Here is a 14782-nt window from a genome sequence, read left to right as displayed (position 1 = left end):
TGAATTATACAGATTATACCATAAATAAAGAGAATCAAAGTGAGTTTCAATAAAAACGCTATTTAGTACGGTTTCAAGTCTACGAAAAGAGGACCAGCTAAGAATAGCAGGTCCTCTCCAAGATGGCAAAGAGTAAATCTTTCAGTTACTCTTGGTTCATATAATACACGATTATTAATGAGAATTCTAGGTTCTATATATTGAGAAATAAAGTGAAATGATTCTAAACAAACTTCATTTTAGATTAAAGGGGAGTCGAGTAATGAGTGTCATAACAAGTTCAAAAGAATATGCCGTTTACAAAGGTGAATCGCTCATATGTATCGGGACCATAAAGGAGTGCGCTCAACATATGGGCGTACTTCCTGAAACAGTCTACTTTTACACTACACAAGCGTATCAGAGGAGATTGGCAAAAAGAAAGAATCCTAGGAATTGTTTAAATGTTACGGAACTTGAGGAGGATGAATGATAGATGTCAATGTATACGACAGCAAAAACATGGGATGAAATGATGAAAACGGTACAATCATTAGACCCTCCATCATGTTTATCAGTAAACTTTGATCCAGATAACGATGAGTATAAAATCTGGTGCGGAAATCAACCTTATTATTTTTATGATGATGTCATATCCGCCTAAACAGAATTGGATATGCAAGAAGTGTGGAGCGCAAGGAATCACTGTCATTGGCATTCCTAATAGAAATAAAGCAACGTTTGAAGAGATTAAAAAGATGTTTGAATCACAATAAAAGAGCAGCTAGCAAAAGCTAACTGCTCGACTCCAAGGCATCTCCGAATGGGGACGGAGAAAGAAATTCAAATGAGTTTTGGCTAACAGCCTATATACAGTATTGACGGAATATTGAGTTTTATTCAGGGAGGGCAATAAAAAAAGCTAGGATTTCTCCTAGCGAGTCATAGGGTATTCGTGCATAGACGAATTTACTTATATTATATCGTAATAACTAACTTAATGAGATTTTAATCTGGTTAAGTTTTTTTACAAGATAATTACAATTGTAAATTGAAGGTTAAGGAAGGTTTTAACAAAATAATCCTTTGAATAGAAAGTGATGGTGGTAAATAATGCGTTTCATGAATGATATTGAGAGACTACTAGGTAAACCTGGTGACATTCATATGTTAGTAGGAAAAACAATCGAAAAGATTTATATAGGTAATGGTGATTGGTCACTTCGTTTTGTAATAAACGATGGCGTTATAGAGTGGAATACGGAAGGTGGTTGTTCTAATAATGTATGGTTTGAGCACCTAGACGATATTGATGCACTTTTAGGCGGTACCGTCATTGAAGTAGAAGGTGATCGCTGGGGTGAATGGATAGATATAACTACAAAAGATGCCGAGGAAGCACTGGAACAAGCATTTTGGAAAATCAAAACGAACAAAGGAGTTTGCACCATTGAGGTTCGTAATTCACATAACGGTTTCTATGGTGGTCGCATTGTGGAGAAATTAAGCGAGCAGAGTAAGGAATACTTCGAAAACGATATTGATTGGAAGGAAGTAAAGGAAGAATTTTAAAGTAATAGAAAGAGAGGTTAGGAGAATGACAAGTTTAAAGAAGAGAAAAATAAAGAAATCTATTGCTCGTCGTGCGAAGGCAGTAGATAAATACAGAATCGAGAATGCATGGAGAAACATCTTTATACAAGCTGGCATTTTAAAATAACAAAGAAAAAAGCAACCCGATGGGGACGAGTCGCTTTTTCGAATGGCAATGATACATTTATTATAACAAAGTAAATGTACTAGCTAAACGAAAAAAATACGAAATTATTAGACGAAATTCGATTCAAGAACTGAATACAGTCCGGCTAGAAAACTAGAGGACACCAATTCTTTAAATCAGCAATTAAAGCTGTTTGGGGAAATGGTGTCCTTTTTATTTTGAAAAGGGAGATGTGGAGAATGAAAGCATTAAAAGATCAATTACGTGAATGGAAAAAACAATCTAATCAAGAGAAAAAGAAAAAGAAGAAAAAACGAAAAGAGAAATTAACTACACGTGATATTGAGGGCTTAATGGGAATCCATGGACCACGTTATGAACGTAGACGTGGGGCATTAAGACAAAAGTAATTAATAAATAAAAGGAGTGGTCTTACATGACTAAACAATTATCTTTCTTACCAAAAATCGATAGAGCAGCAACACAAGAGAAATTAGAGGGTATTCTCGAAAGTGTACGTATATATAAGCAATTTGGAATGATGCGTAAGGAAATGAAAGTCACTCCTTCTTATGAAATGAGAGAGCATGGTCCTACATATGCAGTGGGAAAACCTTTAGAAGATGTGGCAATCTCTAATGTTCAACAAAGTGAACGTGAAGAATGGCTTGAAAAGATGGCGTTTCGTATAGATCAAGCGTTAAGTCGATTTGGTAATGGGATTGCAGGTAAGAATCAAAGAGACATCATTATTAAACGTTATTTAGAAGATGAAGATATATGTGATTATATGGTTTATAACGAGATGGGAATGAGTGAACGTACTTATCGACGCGTTAAAGCTAGAGCATTTTATAAACTGGCCTTTGCTCTTAGATTAGAAGTTTATGAGACAGAAGAAGCTGGAGGTAATGAATAATGAATTTTGTTCAGCCAATACGTGATCCAGAGCAAATAAAGCGGTTAAAAGAGTATTTTAAAGAAAAGAGTGTACGTAATTATATTTTATTTATTATGGGAATTAATACAGGCCTGAGAATATCTGATATTTTGAAATTGAAGGTAGGAGATGTCAAAGGCAGTCATATCTCTATGAGGGAAAAGAAAACAGGGAAACAAAAACGAATACAAATTACAGCAGCGCTGAAAAGAGAACTTAAGTGGTTTATTGAAGATCGAGAAGATAATGAGTATCTATTACAAAGTAGACAAGGCAAGAATCGTCCGATTGGTCGTAGCATGGCATATAAGATATTGAGTAGAGCTGCAGCAGAGTTTGGATTAGATGAAATAGGTACACATACATTAAGAAAAACGTACGGGTATCACATGTACATGCAAACGAAAAATATAGCATTACTTATGGAGATATTCAATCACTCGTCAGAGAAGGTCACACTACGTTATATAGGTGTAAACCAAGATGCAATGGACAAAGCAATGACTAGATTCAAAATCTAATCATTGCTTTTTTCTTTTTAATTTATACAGTTACTCATAAATTTTGTACTGTGTAACTCAAAAAAGAAAGGCTTATAAATTCACTGATATCAAGGAGTTCAGCGATTGGCTCAGTTACACACAATATAAGATATGGGTAACTCATTAGAGAGAAATACATAAGAGCAAGAGATAGTTAGAGAAGGAAAAATAAGTGGCAGAGTTGTGACCGCTTTTTGGCAGTAAATGTGCCGGTTATTTTGGATTCACCGTGATATATTTGTATTGTGAGAAGTGGCGGAAAACACAACTCATAAGGATACCATTATAATTCTAAACGGCTTCATATTGACGGCATGATTAAGAAATCCGTAACCAGCAGAATGGTACTGATTGAATGATACCGTTAATATAGGAGAGCTTTTGCTCTTCTTCCAGTTACTTAATAATGTTTCAGCAGATCAGCGCAGCATCATTAGGTGACTGGAAGAAGGATAAAACTTCACATACCACATTTTATTGTCCGAATAACTTCTAACGCTTTCATGAAATTTTAGACAATAGAAATGGATGGGATAACAAATGTTGAATCAAGTATTTAATATGGACTGCCTTGAAGGTATGAAAATGATTGAGGATAAATCAATTGATTTAATCCTGTGTGATTTGCCTTACGGAACGACTTCCTGTCATTGGGATGAGATTATTCCGTTTGATAAGTTATGGGAACAATATGAACGAATTATAAAAGATAATGGAGCTATCCTTTTAACAGCAAGCCAACCATTCACTACAAAGGTAATTGCTTCTAATATGAAGTTATTCCGTTATGAATGGATCTGGAAGAAAGGGAATCATACAACAGGTTTTCCGAATGCAAACAGAATGCCATTAAAGAATCATGAAAATGTATTAGTCTTTTATAAGAAGTTACCAAAGTATTATCCTCAAGATTTGGTTTTATTAGATAAGCCGATTTATAAAAAAAGTACAGATAAGAAATTAAAAATCTTTGGTAAAAGAAATAATGAATCATTAAATAAGGTTCATGTGACCAAGTATACAAATTATCCTAAATCAATATTAGATTTTCCGCGTGAGAGCAAAACATTTCATCCAACACAAAAGCCAGTTGCATTATTTGAGTATTTAATTAAAACCTACACAAAAGAAAGCGAAACGGTGTTAGATAATTGCATGGGTAGTTTTACAACTGCTATAGCATGTATTAATACGAACCGTAACTACATTGGATTTGAAATGGATGAAGAGTATTGGAAGTTAGGGAATGAACGAGTGGCAAAACATTTACAAACAATTAAGCATCCGTAATGGGTGCTTTTTATTTTGGAGGATGATGAAGGATGGAGGAAAGAATTGATCAATTAGAAAAAATGAACAGTGATTTGTATAGCGCTTATCAAGAACAACAAAATAGAGTTGCTAGATTAGAATGGTACATTAGTAGTTTGTATAGTGAGAATCGAATGCAACAAGAATCGATTAACCAGTTAGCATGTAGTGTGGAAGGACTAACACAAACGGTTAGTATTTTAGAACAGAAGATAAATACGAAAGTAGATAAAATTGATGTATTGCAAACAATTGAACAAGCTGAAGTAATAAAAAAGATTAATGATACTAAAGAAAAGTATCGAATTTAAATAATTAAAAGAGGATGATACAAATGGCTAAAAATAAACTAACTATTAAATTAGATGCTGATACGACAGAAGCATTAAAATAAATGAAGGAAGTAACGGAAGCCGCTAATGAATGTGTGGCGGCTTTGGAGAAGTTGGAAATGGTTATGGGTAAGTTTGCTGGTGAAAGTAAGTCAATTGAAGTGAATCCTAAGATTGGTCTTGTGTTAGATGATAAAGTGATAGGTGAATCGATTGGACAACGAATTGATGAAATGGAAAGAATCAAAGTCAGAATGTCACCATTTTATCATGATTAAGTTAATATCAATTATCGTAGGCGCTGCTGTTATCTGTCTAGCGTCTTATTTGTTGTTAAGGAAAGGTAAGGGGTGAAATAGATATGAATCAAGAGAATTTCGATTCGATTTATCTGAAGGGATTATTAAATGAACTAAAAGAAGATAAAAAACAACAGTTATGGATTGTGGGTAGTAATCTAACACAAGCGAAAGAAACTTGGAAAGAAATACAATATCACTTTGAAACTGATCATGTAATACCTCGTTTGATATCTAATAGTTCATTTTCATTAGATGGGTTGAATCCAATGAACGCGCGAATAATTTTGCTAGATAAATGGTGGCAAAATAAAAATGCTATGCAACTTCTTAAATATTTTATACCGTTATCAAGACAGTGCCGTCAAATCAGTAATATTTAAAATATTAATTTGATTAAGGAGTGAGGATAGATGTGTGAGGTACGTACAGAAATAAAATATTATAACACTTCTAAATGTTTAGTATGCGGTCATCAAGATAAGGTATATCGTTCATCTAAAGAAGAATATAAAGAAGTGACTATTTGTCCGAAATGTAACGGTGCTTTTGTAGATGTGTGGAAGTTAGGGGAATACCAACAACATATCGTTCAACATAAAGAATGCCAGCATAAGTATCAAGTGTTAGATAGTGAGACTACTTCTTTTTATTCTGATGATAAGCAATTCATTCAAGAATTATCAGCTACTTTCTTCTGTGAGAAATGTCTTGATATTAAACATCGAAATCAAGTAGTGAATAAAGGACATCTTAATGTACGAGATGACAGTAAACAGGGTAGTGGAACAATTAAAAGTGTAGGTACTGTAACTCATAATAGTTATTGCTAGATTGTGAGGTGATGTAAATGAATACATTCTTACACAATGCAATCGGTGTTCATGAAGCTGCATCTATTCTTAATGTATCACCTGGTTATGTCAAGAACCTTTGCGCTCAAGGGAAGATTGTGGCAAAGAAGATCGGTAAGACATGGGTGATTGATAGGTCAAGACTAAAAGGGGTGAGATGAATGTTATGGTTATTAGCTTATCTTATTGTAGGTATGCTCTATGTTTCTATTACAACATATCCAATCGTAAGGAAAGTAGCACAACAATATAAGAATGATGATGTATATTTAATAGCTACATTCATCATATCGATAGCATTTATTATTTGTTTAATACCTTTCTGGATTATCATTCTAACATTTGATATTGCTAAGTTGTTTTATAAATGGAGAGGTAAGCTTCATGAATGAATACAAAACAAAACAACAGAAGCGTAAGTTCTATGACAATGGAGCATGGAAACAATTACGTGAACAAGTAAAGAAGCGTGACAACTATGAATGTCAAGAGTGTAAACGTAATGGTCGTGTTCAGACGGATACGAATGAATACAGTGAAAGAGCAAAACGTAAAAAGATTCAATTAGTTGTCCATCATATCAAAGAACTTGAACATCATCCAAAGCTTGCATTAGAAATAGATAATCTCGAAACAGTCTGTGTGGATTGCCACAACAAAGAACATGGAAGAACATTCGAAAAGAAACCGAATAAATGGGAAAGCGATGAAAAGTGGTAAAAAAGATTCGGAATAAATACCCCCCCTTAAAAAATTTTAAAAAAATTTGGGGAACCAGGCACCGGGGAGGGGGCTCGATTTTCCAAATTCATGAGCATTTTCGCGCGTTATATTAAATTGGGGATTAATGTAAATTAGGAGGGAGGGGATACGGTGGCTAAAATCAAACGTGAAACGTTAAGAAAACGGATTGAAAAAGATTTAATCAAGCAATTAAAAGAGAAAAAAATTGTGGGTAATCATTATGAAGACTTGATCCAAGATTATTTATCCTTGTGGGATTTAAAATGTATTCTTTTTGATGATATTGAAGAAACGGGAATAAAAGTATCCGGTATGCATGGGCCGAAATCCAATCCTTCCATCAATGATTTACATAAAACCAATGATCGAATGATTAAAATTTTAGATGCACTTGGATTGGAAGCATCGGCTGAAGAACAGAAAACACTTTCAAAACCTAAGCGCTCTGTGAAAGATCTGACATGATTCAGAATCAATATGTTAATGAATATATTGAAATGTATCGAACGGGAAAAATTAAGCTGAATAAAGAGCGCATAATGCTAATTGAGTACCTGGAGAAATACATCTTAGTACGTAATGATTTGTATTTTCATAATGAAATGCATGAGGATTATATAAAATTCACCGAGAAATGGTACTTTAAATTACAGCCATTTCAGAGGTTTGTAACTGCATTTGTCTTTCTCTTTTATAAAGAAGATAATTCAATTTTTTATGAACAATTTCTCTATATGATGGCTCGTGGCGGTGGTAAAAACGGTTTGATTTCATCGTTATGCCATTTCTTTATTAGTCCATTGCATGGAATAGATCGATATAATGTTTCAATTGTGGCAAACAATGAGAAACAAGCAAAAGTTTCATTCCGTGAAGTATATGATGCTATTGAAGGTAAAGAAATATTAGAAGATATGTTTTATCGAACCAAAGTTGAAATCATGGGTAACGATACGAAAAGTATTATGCAATATCATACATCTAACGCAAGTTCTAAAGACGGGCTTCGCGACGGCTGTGTTATTTATGATGAAATACACCAATATGAAAATTTTGATGTAGTTAACGTATTCTCTAGTGGACTTGGAAAAGTGCCAAATGCTAGGGAATTTTTTATTGGAACAGATGGTTTTGTTCGTGATGGATTCTTGGACAAGATGAAAGAACGAGCAATGAACATTCTTAAAGGTGAAGAATTAGATGATCCTTTGTTTCCTTTTATCTGTAAAATTGATGAACCAGAGGAAATTGATAATCCTGATATGTGGGAAAAAGCAAATCCAATGTTTAGTGAACCGAGAAGCTCATATGCAAAAGGGTTATTTAAAAAGGTACTAACTCAATATAAACAATTAGCAAATAATCCATCTAATCGTGAAGAATTCATGACAAAACGTATGAATTATCCTGAAACGGATTTAACAAAAGCTGTGGCTCCATGGGAAGAAATTTGGAGGACAGGATATGAAGAAGATGGAGAGACATTGAGAGAAATACCAGATTTAACACATAAAGTTGCTGTGGGCGGTCTCGATTACGCCAGCATTAAAGACTTTGCATCGGTGGGACTTCTATTTAAACATAGGGAAAACTATATATGGAAAACTCACTCCTTTGTACGAAAAGGTTTCCTGGATAAAGTGAAATTAAAGGCTCCTATTTACGAGTGGGCTGAAAAGGGATTACTAACTATTGTGAATGAACCTGTTATTAATATTTCTCACATAGTTGATTGGTTCGTAAAAATGCGTGAAGTTTATGGAGTAAATACGATTGTTGCCGATACATTCCGTTTGGATCTTGTTAAAACAGCACTTGAAGCGGAAGGATTTACATTGTTGTATATTCGTAATCCGAAAGCTATTCATTCTTTATTAGCTCCACGCGTTGAAACATTATTTGCAAATGGACAAATTATTTTTGGGGATAATCCATTGATGCGTTGGTACACCAACAACGTCTACGTCCACATCAAGAAAGACGGCAACAAAGAGTATTTAAAAAAGGATGAATTCAAAAGGAAAACAGATGGATTCCAAGCCTTTATTCATGCATTATGGCAAGCTGATAACATCCTTGAAGATGATGTTGAATTTGTGTTAGCTGATATTAAATTTTAGTAAAGGGGGTGATGGCAATTGGGTGGCTCAGTGATGTATTAAACAAAAATAAAGAAATAGCTTTTATGTTTGATGTAGACATGTTTATCGATACAGCGAACAGAGTCCACATGAAACGATTGGCCATTGATACATGTATATCATTTTTAGGAAGAACAATTAGTCAATCAGAATTTAGAGTCAAGAATGGTAAAGAATTTGTGAAAGATGAATTGTATTATCGGTTAAACATTCGTCCAAATAAGAACATGACAGCAAGTACCTTTTGGGAAAAATTCATTCGCAAGCTTATTTATGATAATGAATGTTTGATAATACAAGCTGATGATGGTGATCTACTTATCGCGGATGATTTTCAACACAATGAATATGCTGTGTTTGAAGATATTTTTACGAATGTAACAGTAAAAGATTATCTTTTTAAACGTAGTTTTAAGCAAAATGAAGTCATTCATTTGAAATATCGAAATGATAAATTATCGCCACTCATTGATGGGCTTTTTGCTGATTATGGTGACTTATTTGGGAGAATATTAAACTCTCAAAAGCGTAAAAATCAAATTCGTGGCACAGTTGATATGGATATGATTGGTGCTAAAACACAAGAACAGGTTAAAAAGCTACAAGAATTTATAGACAATATGTATAAGGCTGTTAGTGACAAAGATATTGCTATTGTCCCGCAACAAAAAGGACTTGAGTACAAAGAGGTATATAATGGTGTCGCTAATGGTCCTAGTGTGGATGAAATAAACAAAGTGACAAACGGCTTTTTAAATCAAGTTGCAATGGCTATTGGTATTCCAACAGCTTTGTTATATGGAGAAATGGCTGATGTTGAAAAGCAAACGAAAAACTATATGCTTTTCACTGTAAATCCTTTGTTGAAAAAGCTATCAGATGAAGCAAATGTGAAGTTCTTTGAGATGGAGGAATATCTTTCAGAACAAAAAATTGAAATTAAATCTATTTCTTATCAAAACATATTCGATCTTGCAACAAGTATTGATAAGCTTATTTCTTCCAGTGCGTTTACTGGTAATGAAATTAGATTAGAAGTAGGATATGAAGCTTCCGATGATCCGAACTTGGACAAACACTATATCACGAAAAACTATACTGAAATGAACACAGGAGAAGGAGGTGAGAAATAAAATGAAGCAGATGAAACGTAAATTCGGATTTAAAAATCAAAAGTATAATGAGCAGTTAGCGAACATCCCACATAATTTTGCTGTTGTTCACGATGATGAAAGTGGAGTAAGTGAATTAACTATTTATGGCGACATTGGTGAATCATGGTGGTGGGATTCTACTTCGGCAACAGATGTTGACAGTGCTTTAAAAGAAGCTGGTAATAATAATTTAATTATTCACCTTAACTCTCCAGGAGGTAGTGCCTTTGACGGAATTGCTATTTACAATCGTCTAAAGTCACACAAGGGAAAGGTCACAATTCATGTAGATGGATGGGCTTGTTCAGCGGCTTCTATTATTGCTATGGCAGCAGATGAGTTAATCATGGGAGCAGGTTCAATGATGATGATCCATGAGGCTTCAACAATTGTGTGGGGCAGTAAAACGCTTATGCGAAAAGAAGCTGATATGCTTGAAAAATTAGAAGATGGCATCGTTGATATTTACATGACTCGTGCAAATGTTGAGCGAGAAGAAATTCGCAATATGGTAAATGAAGAAACATGGTTTAGCGCAAATGAATCAGTAGAAATCGGCTTTGCCACTTCTACTGCAATAACTGTGGAAGACAACACGAATGAAGAGCTTGCACAATTAAAAGCTCAAATGCAATCAATGCAAAATGAATTAAATCAGTATAAGAATCAACCAAAAGAGCCTAGTCCTACACCTGTAAAAAACAGTGGGATTAAAGGACTCTTTTTAAAATTATAAAAATTGGAGGAAACACATAATGGTAATTAAATTTAATAAATCTGAAGCGTTTAATAAGGCAAAAGCGAAATTAACGGATGCTTTAACAAATGCTGAAAGTACAGAACAAGAGCAAACGGCAGCCTTTGAAAATTTCTTTGATGTAATGCAAACGGACGTAATTAATACAGTTCGTACACAGGTTAATGATGAAATGCTTGATCGCTCTATTCTACAACAACGTGGTCAAAATGTTTTAACTTCTGAAGAAACAAAATTCTTTAATGCTGTTGTGCAAGAGGGTGGCTTTAAGGATGACACTATTCTTCCAGTCACTACACAAGAACGTGTATTTGAGGATTTAGTAACGGAACATCCATTACTTGATGCAATTGGACTTCAAGATTTAGGAGCTGTAACTAAATTTATCTACTCTGATGCAACAAAAGCGTATGCTTGGGGTCCTTTATTTGGAGAAATTAAAGGTCAAGTGAATGCAGCATTCCGTGAAGAACAAATTGGTCAACTTAAATTAACGGCATTTGCAGCTATTCCAAACGATATGCTTGAATTAGGTCCAGTATGGGTTGAACGTTATGTACGTACTTTACTTGTTGAAAGTTATTCTGTAGGCCTTGAATTTGGTTTCATTAATGGTGGAGGTACTACAGTAAATCAGCCAGTTGGTTTAATGAAAGATGTGAATCCAAGTACAGGTGCTATTACTAATAAAGCATCATCTGGTACATTAACATTCGCTCCTTCTGAATTTGGCGAAGTGGTAGCTGGTGAACTTTATGAGGTAGTAAAGGCTTTATCTGTAGATGCAAAAGGAAAATCACGAAAAGTATTAAATAAAATTGTAATGGTTGTCAATCCTGTGGATGCTATTGGTGTACAAGCACGTAACACAATTCAAACGGCAAATGGTCAATGGGTTATGGCATTACCTTATAACATTCAACTTGTGGAATCTGAAGAAGTTCCAGTTGGGAAAGCATTATTCTTTGTGAAAGGTCAATACCTTGCAGCAATTGCAGGTGGATATAAACTTAAAAAGTTTGACCAAACATTGGCAATTGAAGATGCTACGCTTTATACAATCAAACAATTCGCTAATGGTAAACCAAAAGATAATAAAGCGGCGCTTGTGTATGAATTAAAGATTTCATTTACACCTCAAGCACCATCAGCTTAATAGGAAGGTGAATAAACTATGTCTTATGTAGTAATTAATGCATTTAGAGATAAAGAGGATAATGATCTACTATATCAAGTAGGCGAAAAATATCCAAAAAGTGATTATAAACCTACTAAAAAACGGTTAAATGAATTATCGAAAGAACATCCAAAGCACAAATGTGTTTTTCTTAAAGAGATGAAAGAGAATGAGGAGTGATGTGAATGAGCATCACAACAATTTCAAATGAAATATTAAAGCAGTTTAAAGATAGGATGCGATTAGGTGATGATGAAGACGATAACCTAAGACGTATCCTTTCTGCATCTAATAAAGCTTTAATGAGAGTGTGTGGGAATTATGATCTTAATAATGACGAGGTGTTCCAGGAATTAGTCTTTGAACGCTCTCGTTATGTTTATAATGATGCACTTGAATATTTTGATAAGAATTTTTTAAGTCAGATTAATAGTCTGAGCATTGATAAAGCATTAGAAGAAATCGTATTGGATGGTGGTCAAGATGCAACCATTTAGATACAAACGACCATTAAATGCAGCAAAATTAAATAAACGTATCATATTGGAATATAAAACATCTGAAACGAAGGATGAAGAAGGTAATACAATTCCTGCTGAATGGAAGGAATTTGCTACAGTATGGGCAGAACCTAAAACACCTTTTGGTTCAGGGTTTAGATCAGAGATATTCCAAGGTAATGCAGAGTTTGTTATTAAACTGATAAACTTTACAATTCGATACCGAGAAGGCATTAATCCAGCAATGCGTGTACGTTATGATGGCAGATTATATGAGATTAAGTCAGCCATTGATATTGACGAACAGCATAAAGAAATTTGTCTTATTTGCGAGGAGCGATCCAATTGGCACAATTAGAGGTCTTTGGTATTGAACAATGGATTCAAGAACTAGAGAGTTGGGGGCAAGATGTTCCTAAAATTACAACAAAAGCATTAAAAGCTGGGGCAAATGTATTTAAAGATAAGTTAGAAGCCCCACCTACACCTGTAGGACCTTCACCAAAAAAGCCAACAGCAAAACAACCTTGGTGGGATGGAAAACATGCAAAAGATGCTGTTCAAATTGGAAAAATTGTAAAAAGAGGTGGAGCATCTTATGTACAAATTGGTTGGGATAAGGCAGACAGATCCCCTCACTTCTATATGAAGTTTCAAAACTGGGGAACAAGTAAAAAACCTAATCCACCACATAAGGGGTTTGTAGAAAAGACGATGGTTCAGTCTCAAAAAGAAGTACTAGAAGCAATGCAAAAAGTATTTATGGATGCGATGCCAAGATGAGAAATTTAAATAAAGAAGTATTCGATGTTTTACGAATAGATTCAGTAATTAAAACAGAACTTGGTGGAGAGTTTATCTATCAATTTGTGAAAGGCAATGACCAAACGAATACTTGGATTACTTTTTCTGAATTGGATACATCGTCAGGTTTTTATGCTGAGAATACAGAGAAATCATCCATTGTTATGTATCAAGTAGATATATGGTCAATGTCACCTATTAAGGCACAATTAAAAAATGCAGTGCAGGCAGCTATGAAAAAGCTGTCTTTTCAGCGTTTAAGTACGTTTCCGGATTATGAAATGGATACAAAAATTTATAGATATGGCTTTCGTTTTATAACAGAAGTCAGTAATTAAGGAGGAAAACAAGCATGGCAATTGCAATTGATTTTAGAGATTTACACTTCGCAATTTTAACGGAAACACCAGATGGAAAGTGTGATTATGAGATTCCAGAACGAATCGGTTATACAGTTAGTGGTAAGGCATCTCCTAAGAATGATTCAACAACGTTTTATGCAGAAGGTGGTCCACTTGCTACAGCAAATGCATTTGGTGGTGTGGAAATCGAACTAGAAACGGATGATATTTCATTGTCTGTTTATGCGAAACTTTTAGGTAAAAAAGTTATTAAAGGGCAAGTTGTTGATAACGTTAATGATGTAGCTCCATATGTAGCTTTACTATATCGTTTACCAAAAGATAATGGTAAGAACCGTTACTATTGCTACTATAAAACGAAATTTGAAATTCCAAGTGATGAGCATAAAACAGCGGAAGATAAACCAAACTTCCAATCAGCAAAAATTAAATGTAAAGCAATTCAACGTGCAGACGGAAACTGGAGACATCGTCTTGATGAAGAAGAACCTGGTTTTGATGCAAACGTTGCAGCAAATTGGTTTAAAACAGTACCAAGTCCACCAACAGAAACGGCACCACCAAGTGCTTAATAATGAGAAACAAGGGATGGCGAAATGCCGTCCCTATTTTAATTTAGGAGGAAAAAGATATGAAAATTACATTGCAAACAGCAGAAGGAACCAAAGATTATTATCTTCCACAATTTATTCAAGGTTCAGCTACTTTTGAAGCTTCTACATTAGCTGATGAAATGCAAGCTGATCTTGTCCCAAAAGAAACGATTGAAAAAGCAGCGAATTTTATAGCGCGAGTATATGACAATCAATTTACTGCTCAAGAATTTGTGGACGGTACTCATGTATGGTTTTTATCTCTTACAATTTACTCAGTTTGTTTAGCAATCATGGGGCGTTTAAATGATGCAATAAAAGTAATGGAAGCGATGGATGATACGAAAAAAAAGTTGATGAAGGAACTAGAGATGAAACCGAAGCGAAAAAAATCAAATACAGTGAAGTCGTGATAGATATATATAATCTTTTGATGGATGCAGGTATGACACAAAATCAAATCAATGAAATGGATATTGCGTTTTACTTTACCTGTTTGGCAAGAAAAGAAAAGGCAAACCGAGTAACAACAGCAGATAAAGCGCCGGATTGGTTGTAAAGGTAGGTGAGATA

29 protein-coding genes are annotated in these 14782 nt (G+C 34.4%); all 29 read left to right on the top strand.

Annotated elements, in window-relative coordinates:
* The first annotated feature begins 262 nt into the window (after window positions 1–262).
* The 29 genes from Y7E_RS0126050 (at window position 263) to Y7E_RS34600 (ending at window position 14768) form a co-directional block, all read left to right on the top strand.
* On the top strand, window positions 263–472 hold the full coding sequence (locus tag Y7E_RS0126050) for a MerR family transcriptional regulator (RefSeq protein WP_017154146.1): 210 nt from the start codon (window positions 263–265) through the stop codon (window positions 470–472).
* A gap of 3 nt (window positions 473–475) precedes the next feature.
* Window positions 476–643 carry a hypothetical protein gene (locus tag Y7E_RS33345; RefSeq protein WP_017154145.1) on the top strand — a complete coding sequence of 56 codons (168 nt, stop codon included), beginning with the start codon at window positions 476–478 and terminating at the stop codon, window positions 641–643.
* Window positions 621–755, top strand: a complete 135-nt coding sequence (locus Y7E_RS34845; RefSeq protein ID WP_272942963.1) for a hypothetical protein — start codon at window positions 621–623, stop codon at window positions 753–755. The genes Y7E_RS33345 and Y7E_RS34845 overlap by 23 nt, the downstream gene beginning before the upstream one ends.
* Before the next feature lie 337 nt (window positions 756–1092).
* Window positions 1093–1551 carry a DUF7448 domain-containing protein gene (locus Y7E_RS0126040; protein WP_017154144.1) on the top strand — a complete coding sequence of 153 codons (459 nt, stop codon included), beginning with the start codon at window positions 1093–1095 and terminating at the stop codon, window positions 1549–1551.
* 25 nt (window positions 1552–1576) lie between these two features.
* The gene (locus tag Y7E_RS31075; protein ID WP_017154143.1) at window positions 1577–1699 is read left to right on the top strand and encodes a DUF3983 domain-containing protein; all 123 of its coding nucleotides are present in this window, start codon (window positions 1577–1579) and stop codon (window positions 1697–1699) included.
* A gap of 239 nt (window positions 1700–1938) precedes the next feature.
* Window positions 1939–2109, top strand: a complete 171-nt coding sequence (locus Y7E_RS33785) for a hypothetical protein (RefSeq protein WP_017154142.1) — start codon at window positions 1939–1941, stop codon at window positions 2107–2109.
* A gap of 26 nt (window positions 2110–2135) precedes the next feature.
* Window positions 2136–2618: an ArpU family phage packaging/lysis transcriptional regulator gene (locus Y7E_RS0126025; RefSeq protein WP_017154141.1), complete on the top strand. Its 483-nt coding sequence runs from the start codon at window positions 2136–2138 to the stop codon at window positions 2616–2618.
* Entirely contained in the window at window positions 2618–3160 is a 543-nt protein-coding gene (locus tag Y7E_RS0126020) for a site-specific integrase (protein WP_017154140.1), read from the top strand. The genes Y7E_RS0126025 and Y7E_RS0126020 overlap by 1 nt, the downstream gene beginning before the upstream one ends.
* A gap of 561 nt (window positions 3161–3721) precedes the next feature.
* Window positions 3722–4471, top strand: coding sequence for a DNA-methyltransferase (locus Y7E_RS0126015; RefSeq protein WP_017154139.1), 750 nt, complete (start codon window positions 3722–3724; stop codon window positions 4469–4471).
* A 32-nt stretch (window positions 4472–4503) separates the two neighbouring features.
* Window positions 4504–4803, top strand: coding sequence for a hypothetical protein (locus Y7E_RS0126010; protein WP_017154138.1), 300 nt, complete (start codon window positions 4504–4506; stop codon window positions 4801–4803).
* 83 nt (window positions 4804–4886) lie between these two features.
* Window positions 4887–5102, top strand: a complete 216-nt coding sequence (locus tag Y7E_RS30400; protein WP_017154137.1) for a hypothetical protein — start codon at window positions 4887–4889, stop codon at window positions 5100–5102.
* A gap of 83 nt (window positions 5103–5185) precedes the next feature.
* Entirely contained in the window at window positions 5186–5506 is a 321-nt protein-coding gene (locus Y7E_RS0126000) for a hypothetical protein (protein ID WP_017154136.1), read from the top strand.
* Window positions 5507–5536: 30 nt separating this feature from the next.
* Window positions 5537–5956: a hypothetical protein gene (locus Y7E_RS34605; RefSeq protein WP_017154135.1), complete on the top strand. Its 420-nt coding sequence runs from the start codon at window positions 5537–5539 to the stop codon at window positions 5954–5956.
* 17 nt (window positions 5957–5973) lie between these two features.
* Window positions 5974–6138, top strand: a complete 165-nt coding sequence (locus tag Y7E_RS0125990) for a helix-turn-helix domain-containing protein (protein WP_017154134.1) — start codon at window positions 5974–5976, stop codon at window positions 6136–6138.
* Window positions 6139–6369: a hypothetical protein gene (locus Y7E_RS0125985; RefSeq protein WP_017154133.1), complete on the top strand. Its 231-nt coding sequence runs from the start codon at window positions 6139–6141 to the stop codon at window positions 6367–6369.
* A complete protein-coding gene (locus Y7E_RS0125980) occupies window positions 6362–6697 on the top strand; it encodes an HNH endonuclease (RefSeq protein WP_017154132.1) in 336 nt (111 codons plus the stop codon). Before Y7E_RS0125985 ends, Y7E_RS0125980 begins: the two co-directional genes overlap by 8 nt.
* 153 nt (window positions 6698–6850) lie before the next feature.
* Window positions 6851–7186, top strand: a complete 336-nt coding sequence (locus Y7E_RS0125975; protein ID WP_017154131.1) for a P27 family phage terminase small subunit — start codon at window positions 6851–6853, stop codon at window positions 7184–7186.
* The gene (locus tag Y7E_RS0125970; RefSeq protein WP_017154130.1) at window positions 7183–8841 is read left to right on the top strand and encodes a terminase TerL endonuclease subunit; all 1659 of its coding nucleotides are present in this window, start codon (window positions 7183–7185) and stop codon (window positions 8839–8841) included. Before Y7E_RS0125975 ends, Y7E_RS0125970 begins: the two co-directional genes overlap by 4 nt.
* Before the next feature lie 11 nt (window positions 8842–8852).
* Window positions 8853–9995 carry a phage portal protein gene (locus Y7E_RS0125965; protein ID WP_017154129.1) on the top strand — a complete coding sequence of 381 codons (1143 nt, stop codon included), beginning with the start codon at window positions 8853–8855 and terminating at the stop codon, window positions 9993–9995.
* A gap of 1 nt (window position 9996) precedes the next feature.
* Complete coding sequence (locus tag Y7E_RS0125960) at window positions 9997–10752, top strand: head maturation protease, ClpP-related (RefSeq protein WP_017154128.1); 756 nt, start codon at window positions 9997–9999, stop codon at window positions 10750–10752.
* Between the two features lie 19 nt (window positions 10753–10771).
* A complete protein-coding gene (locus Y7E_RS0125955) occupies window positions 10772–11929 on the top strand; it encodes a phage major capsid protein (RefSeq protein ID WP_017154127.1) in 1158 nt (385 codons plus the stop codon).
* 18 nt (window positions 11930–11947) lie between these two features.
* On the top strand, window positions 11948–12130 hold the full coding sequence (locus Y7E_RS0125950; protein ID WP_017154126.1) for a hypothetical protein: 183 nt from the start codon (window positions 11948–11950) through the stop codon (window positions 12128–12130).
* 5 nt (window positions 12131–12135) lie between these two features.
* Window positions 12136–12447, top strand: a complete 312-nt coding sequence (locus Y7E_RS0125945) for a hypothetical protein (protein WP_017154125.1) — start codon at window positions 12136–12138, stop codon at window positions 12445–12447.
* Window positions 12434–12808: a phage head closure protein gene (locus tag Y7E_RS0125940; protein WP_017154124.1), complete on the top strand. Its 375-nt coding sequence runs from the start codon at window positions 12434–12436 to the stop codon at window positions 12806–12808. Before Y7E_RS0125945 ends, Y7E_RS0125940 begins: the two co-directional genes overlap by 14 nt.
* Window positions 12796–13233: an HK97-gp10 family putative phage morphogenesis protein gene (locus Y7E_RS0125935; protein WP_017154123.1), complete on the top strand. Its 438-nt coding sequence runs from the start codon at window positions 12796–12798 to the stop codon at window positions 13231–13233. Before Y7E_RS0125940 ends, Y7E_RS0125935 begins: the two co-directional genes overlap by 13 nt.
* Complete coding sequence (locus Y7E_RS0125930; RefSeq protein WP_017154122.1) at window positions 13230–13592, top strand: structural protein; 363 nt, start codon at window positions 13230–13232, stop codon at window positions 13590–13592. Before Y7E_RS0125935 ends, Y7E_RS0125930 begins: the two co-directional genes overlap by 4 nt.
* A 14-nt stretch (window positions 13593–13606) precedes the next feature.
* Window positions 13607–14188, top strand: coding sequence for a major tail protein (locus tag Y7E_RS0125925; RefSeq protein WP_017154121.1), 582 nt, complete (start codon window positions 13607–13609; stop codon window positions 14186–14188).
* Window positions 14189–14247: 59 nt separating this feature from the next.
* The gene (gene gpG / locus Y7E_RS0125920) at window positions 14248–14622 is read left to right on the top strand and encodes a phage tail assembly chaperone G (RefSeq protein WP_017154120.1); all 375 of its coding nucleotides are present in this window, start codon (window positions 14248–14250) and stop codon (window positions 14620–14622) included.
* Window positions 14619–14768 (top strand): hypothetical protein, encoded by a 150-nt coding sequence (locus Y7E_RS34600; protein ID WP_237741415.1) that lies wholly within the window; start codon window positions 14619–14621, stop codon window positions 14766–14768. Before gpG ends, Y7E_RS34600 begins: the two co-directional genes overlap by 4 nt.
* The last annotated feature ends 14 nt before the right edge of the window (window positions 14769–14782 follow it).

It is taken from the genome of Bacillus bingmayongensis, from assembly GCF_000299035.1.
In the GTDB taxonomy this organism is placed as follows: domain Bacteria; phylum Bacillota; class Bacilli; order Bacillales; family Bacillaceae_G; genus Bacillus_A; species Bacillus_A bingmayongensis.
Note: the sequence above shows the minus strand (reverse complement) of the source record. Positions and strands in the feature narration are given on the sequence as shown.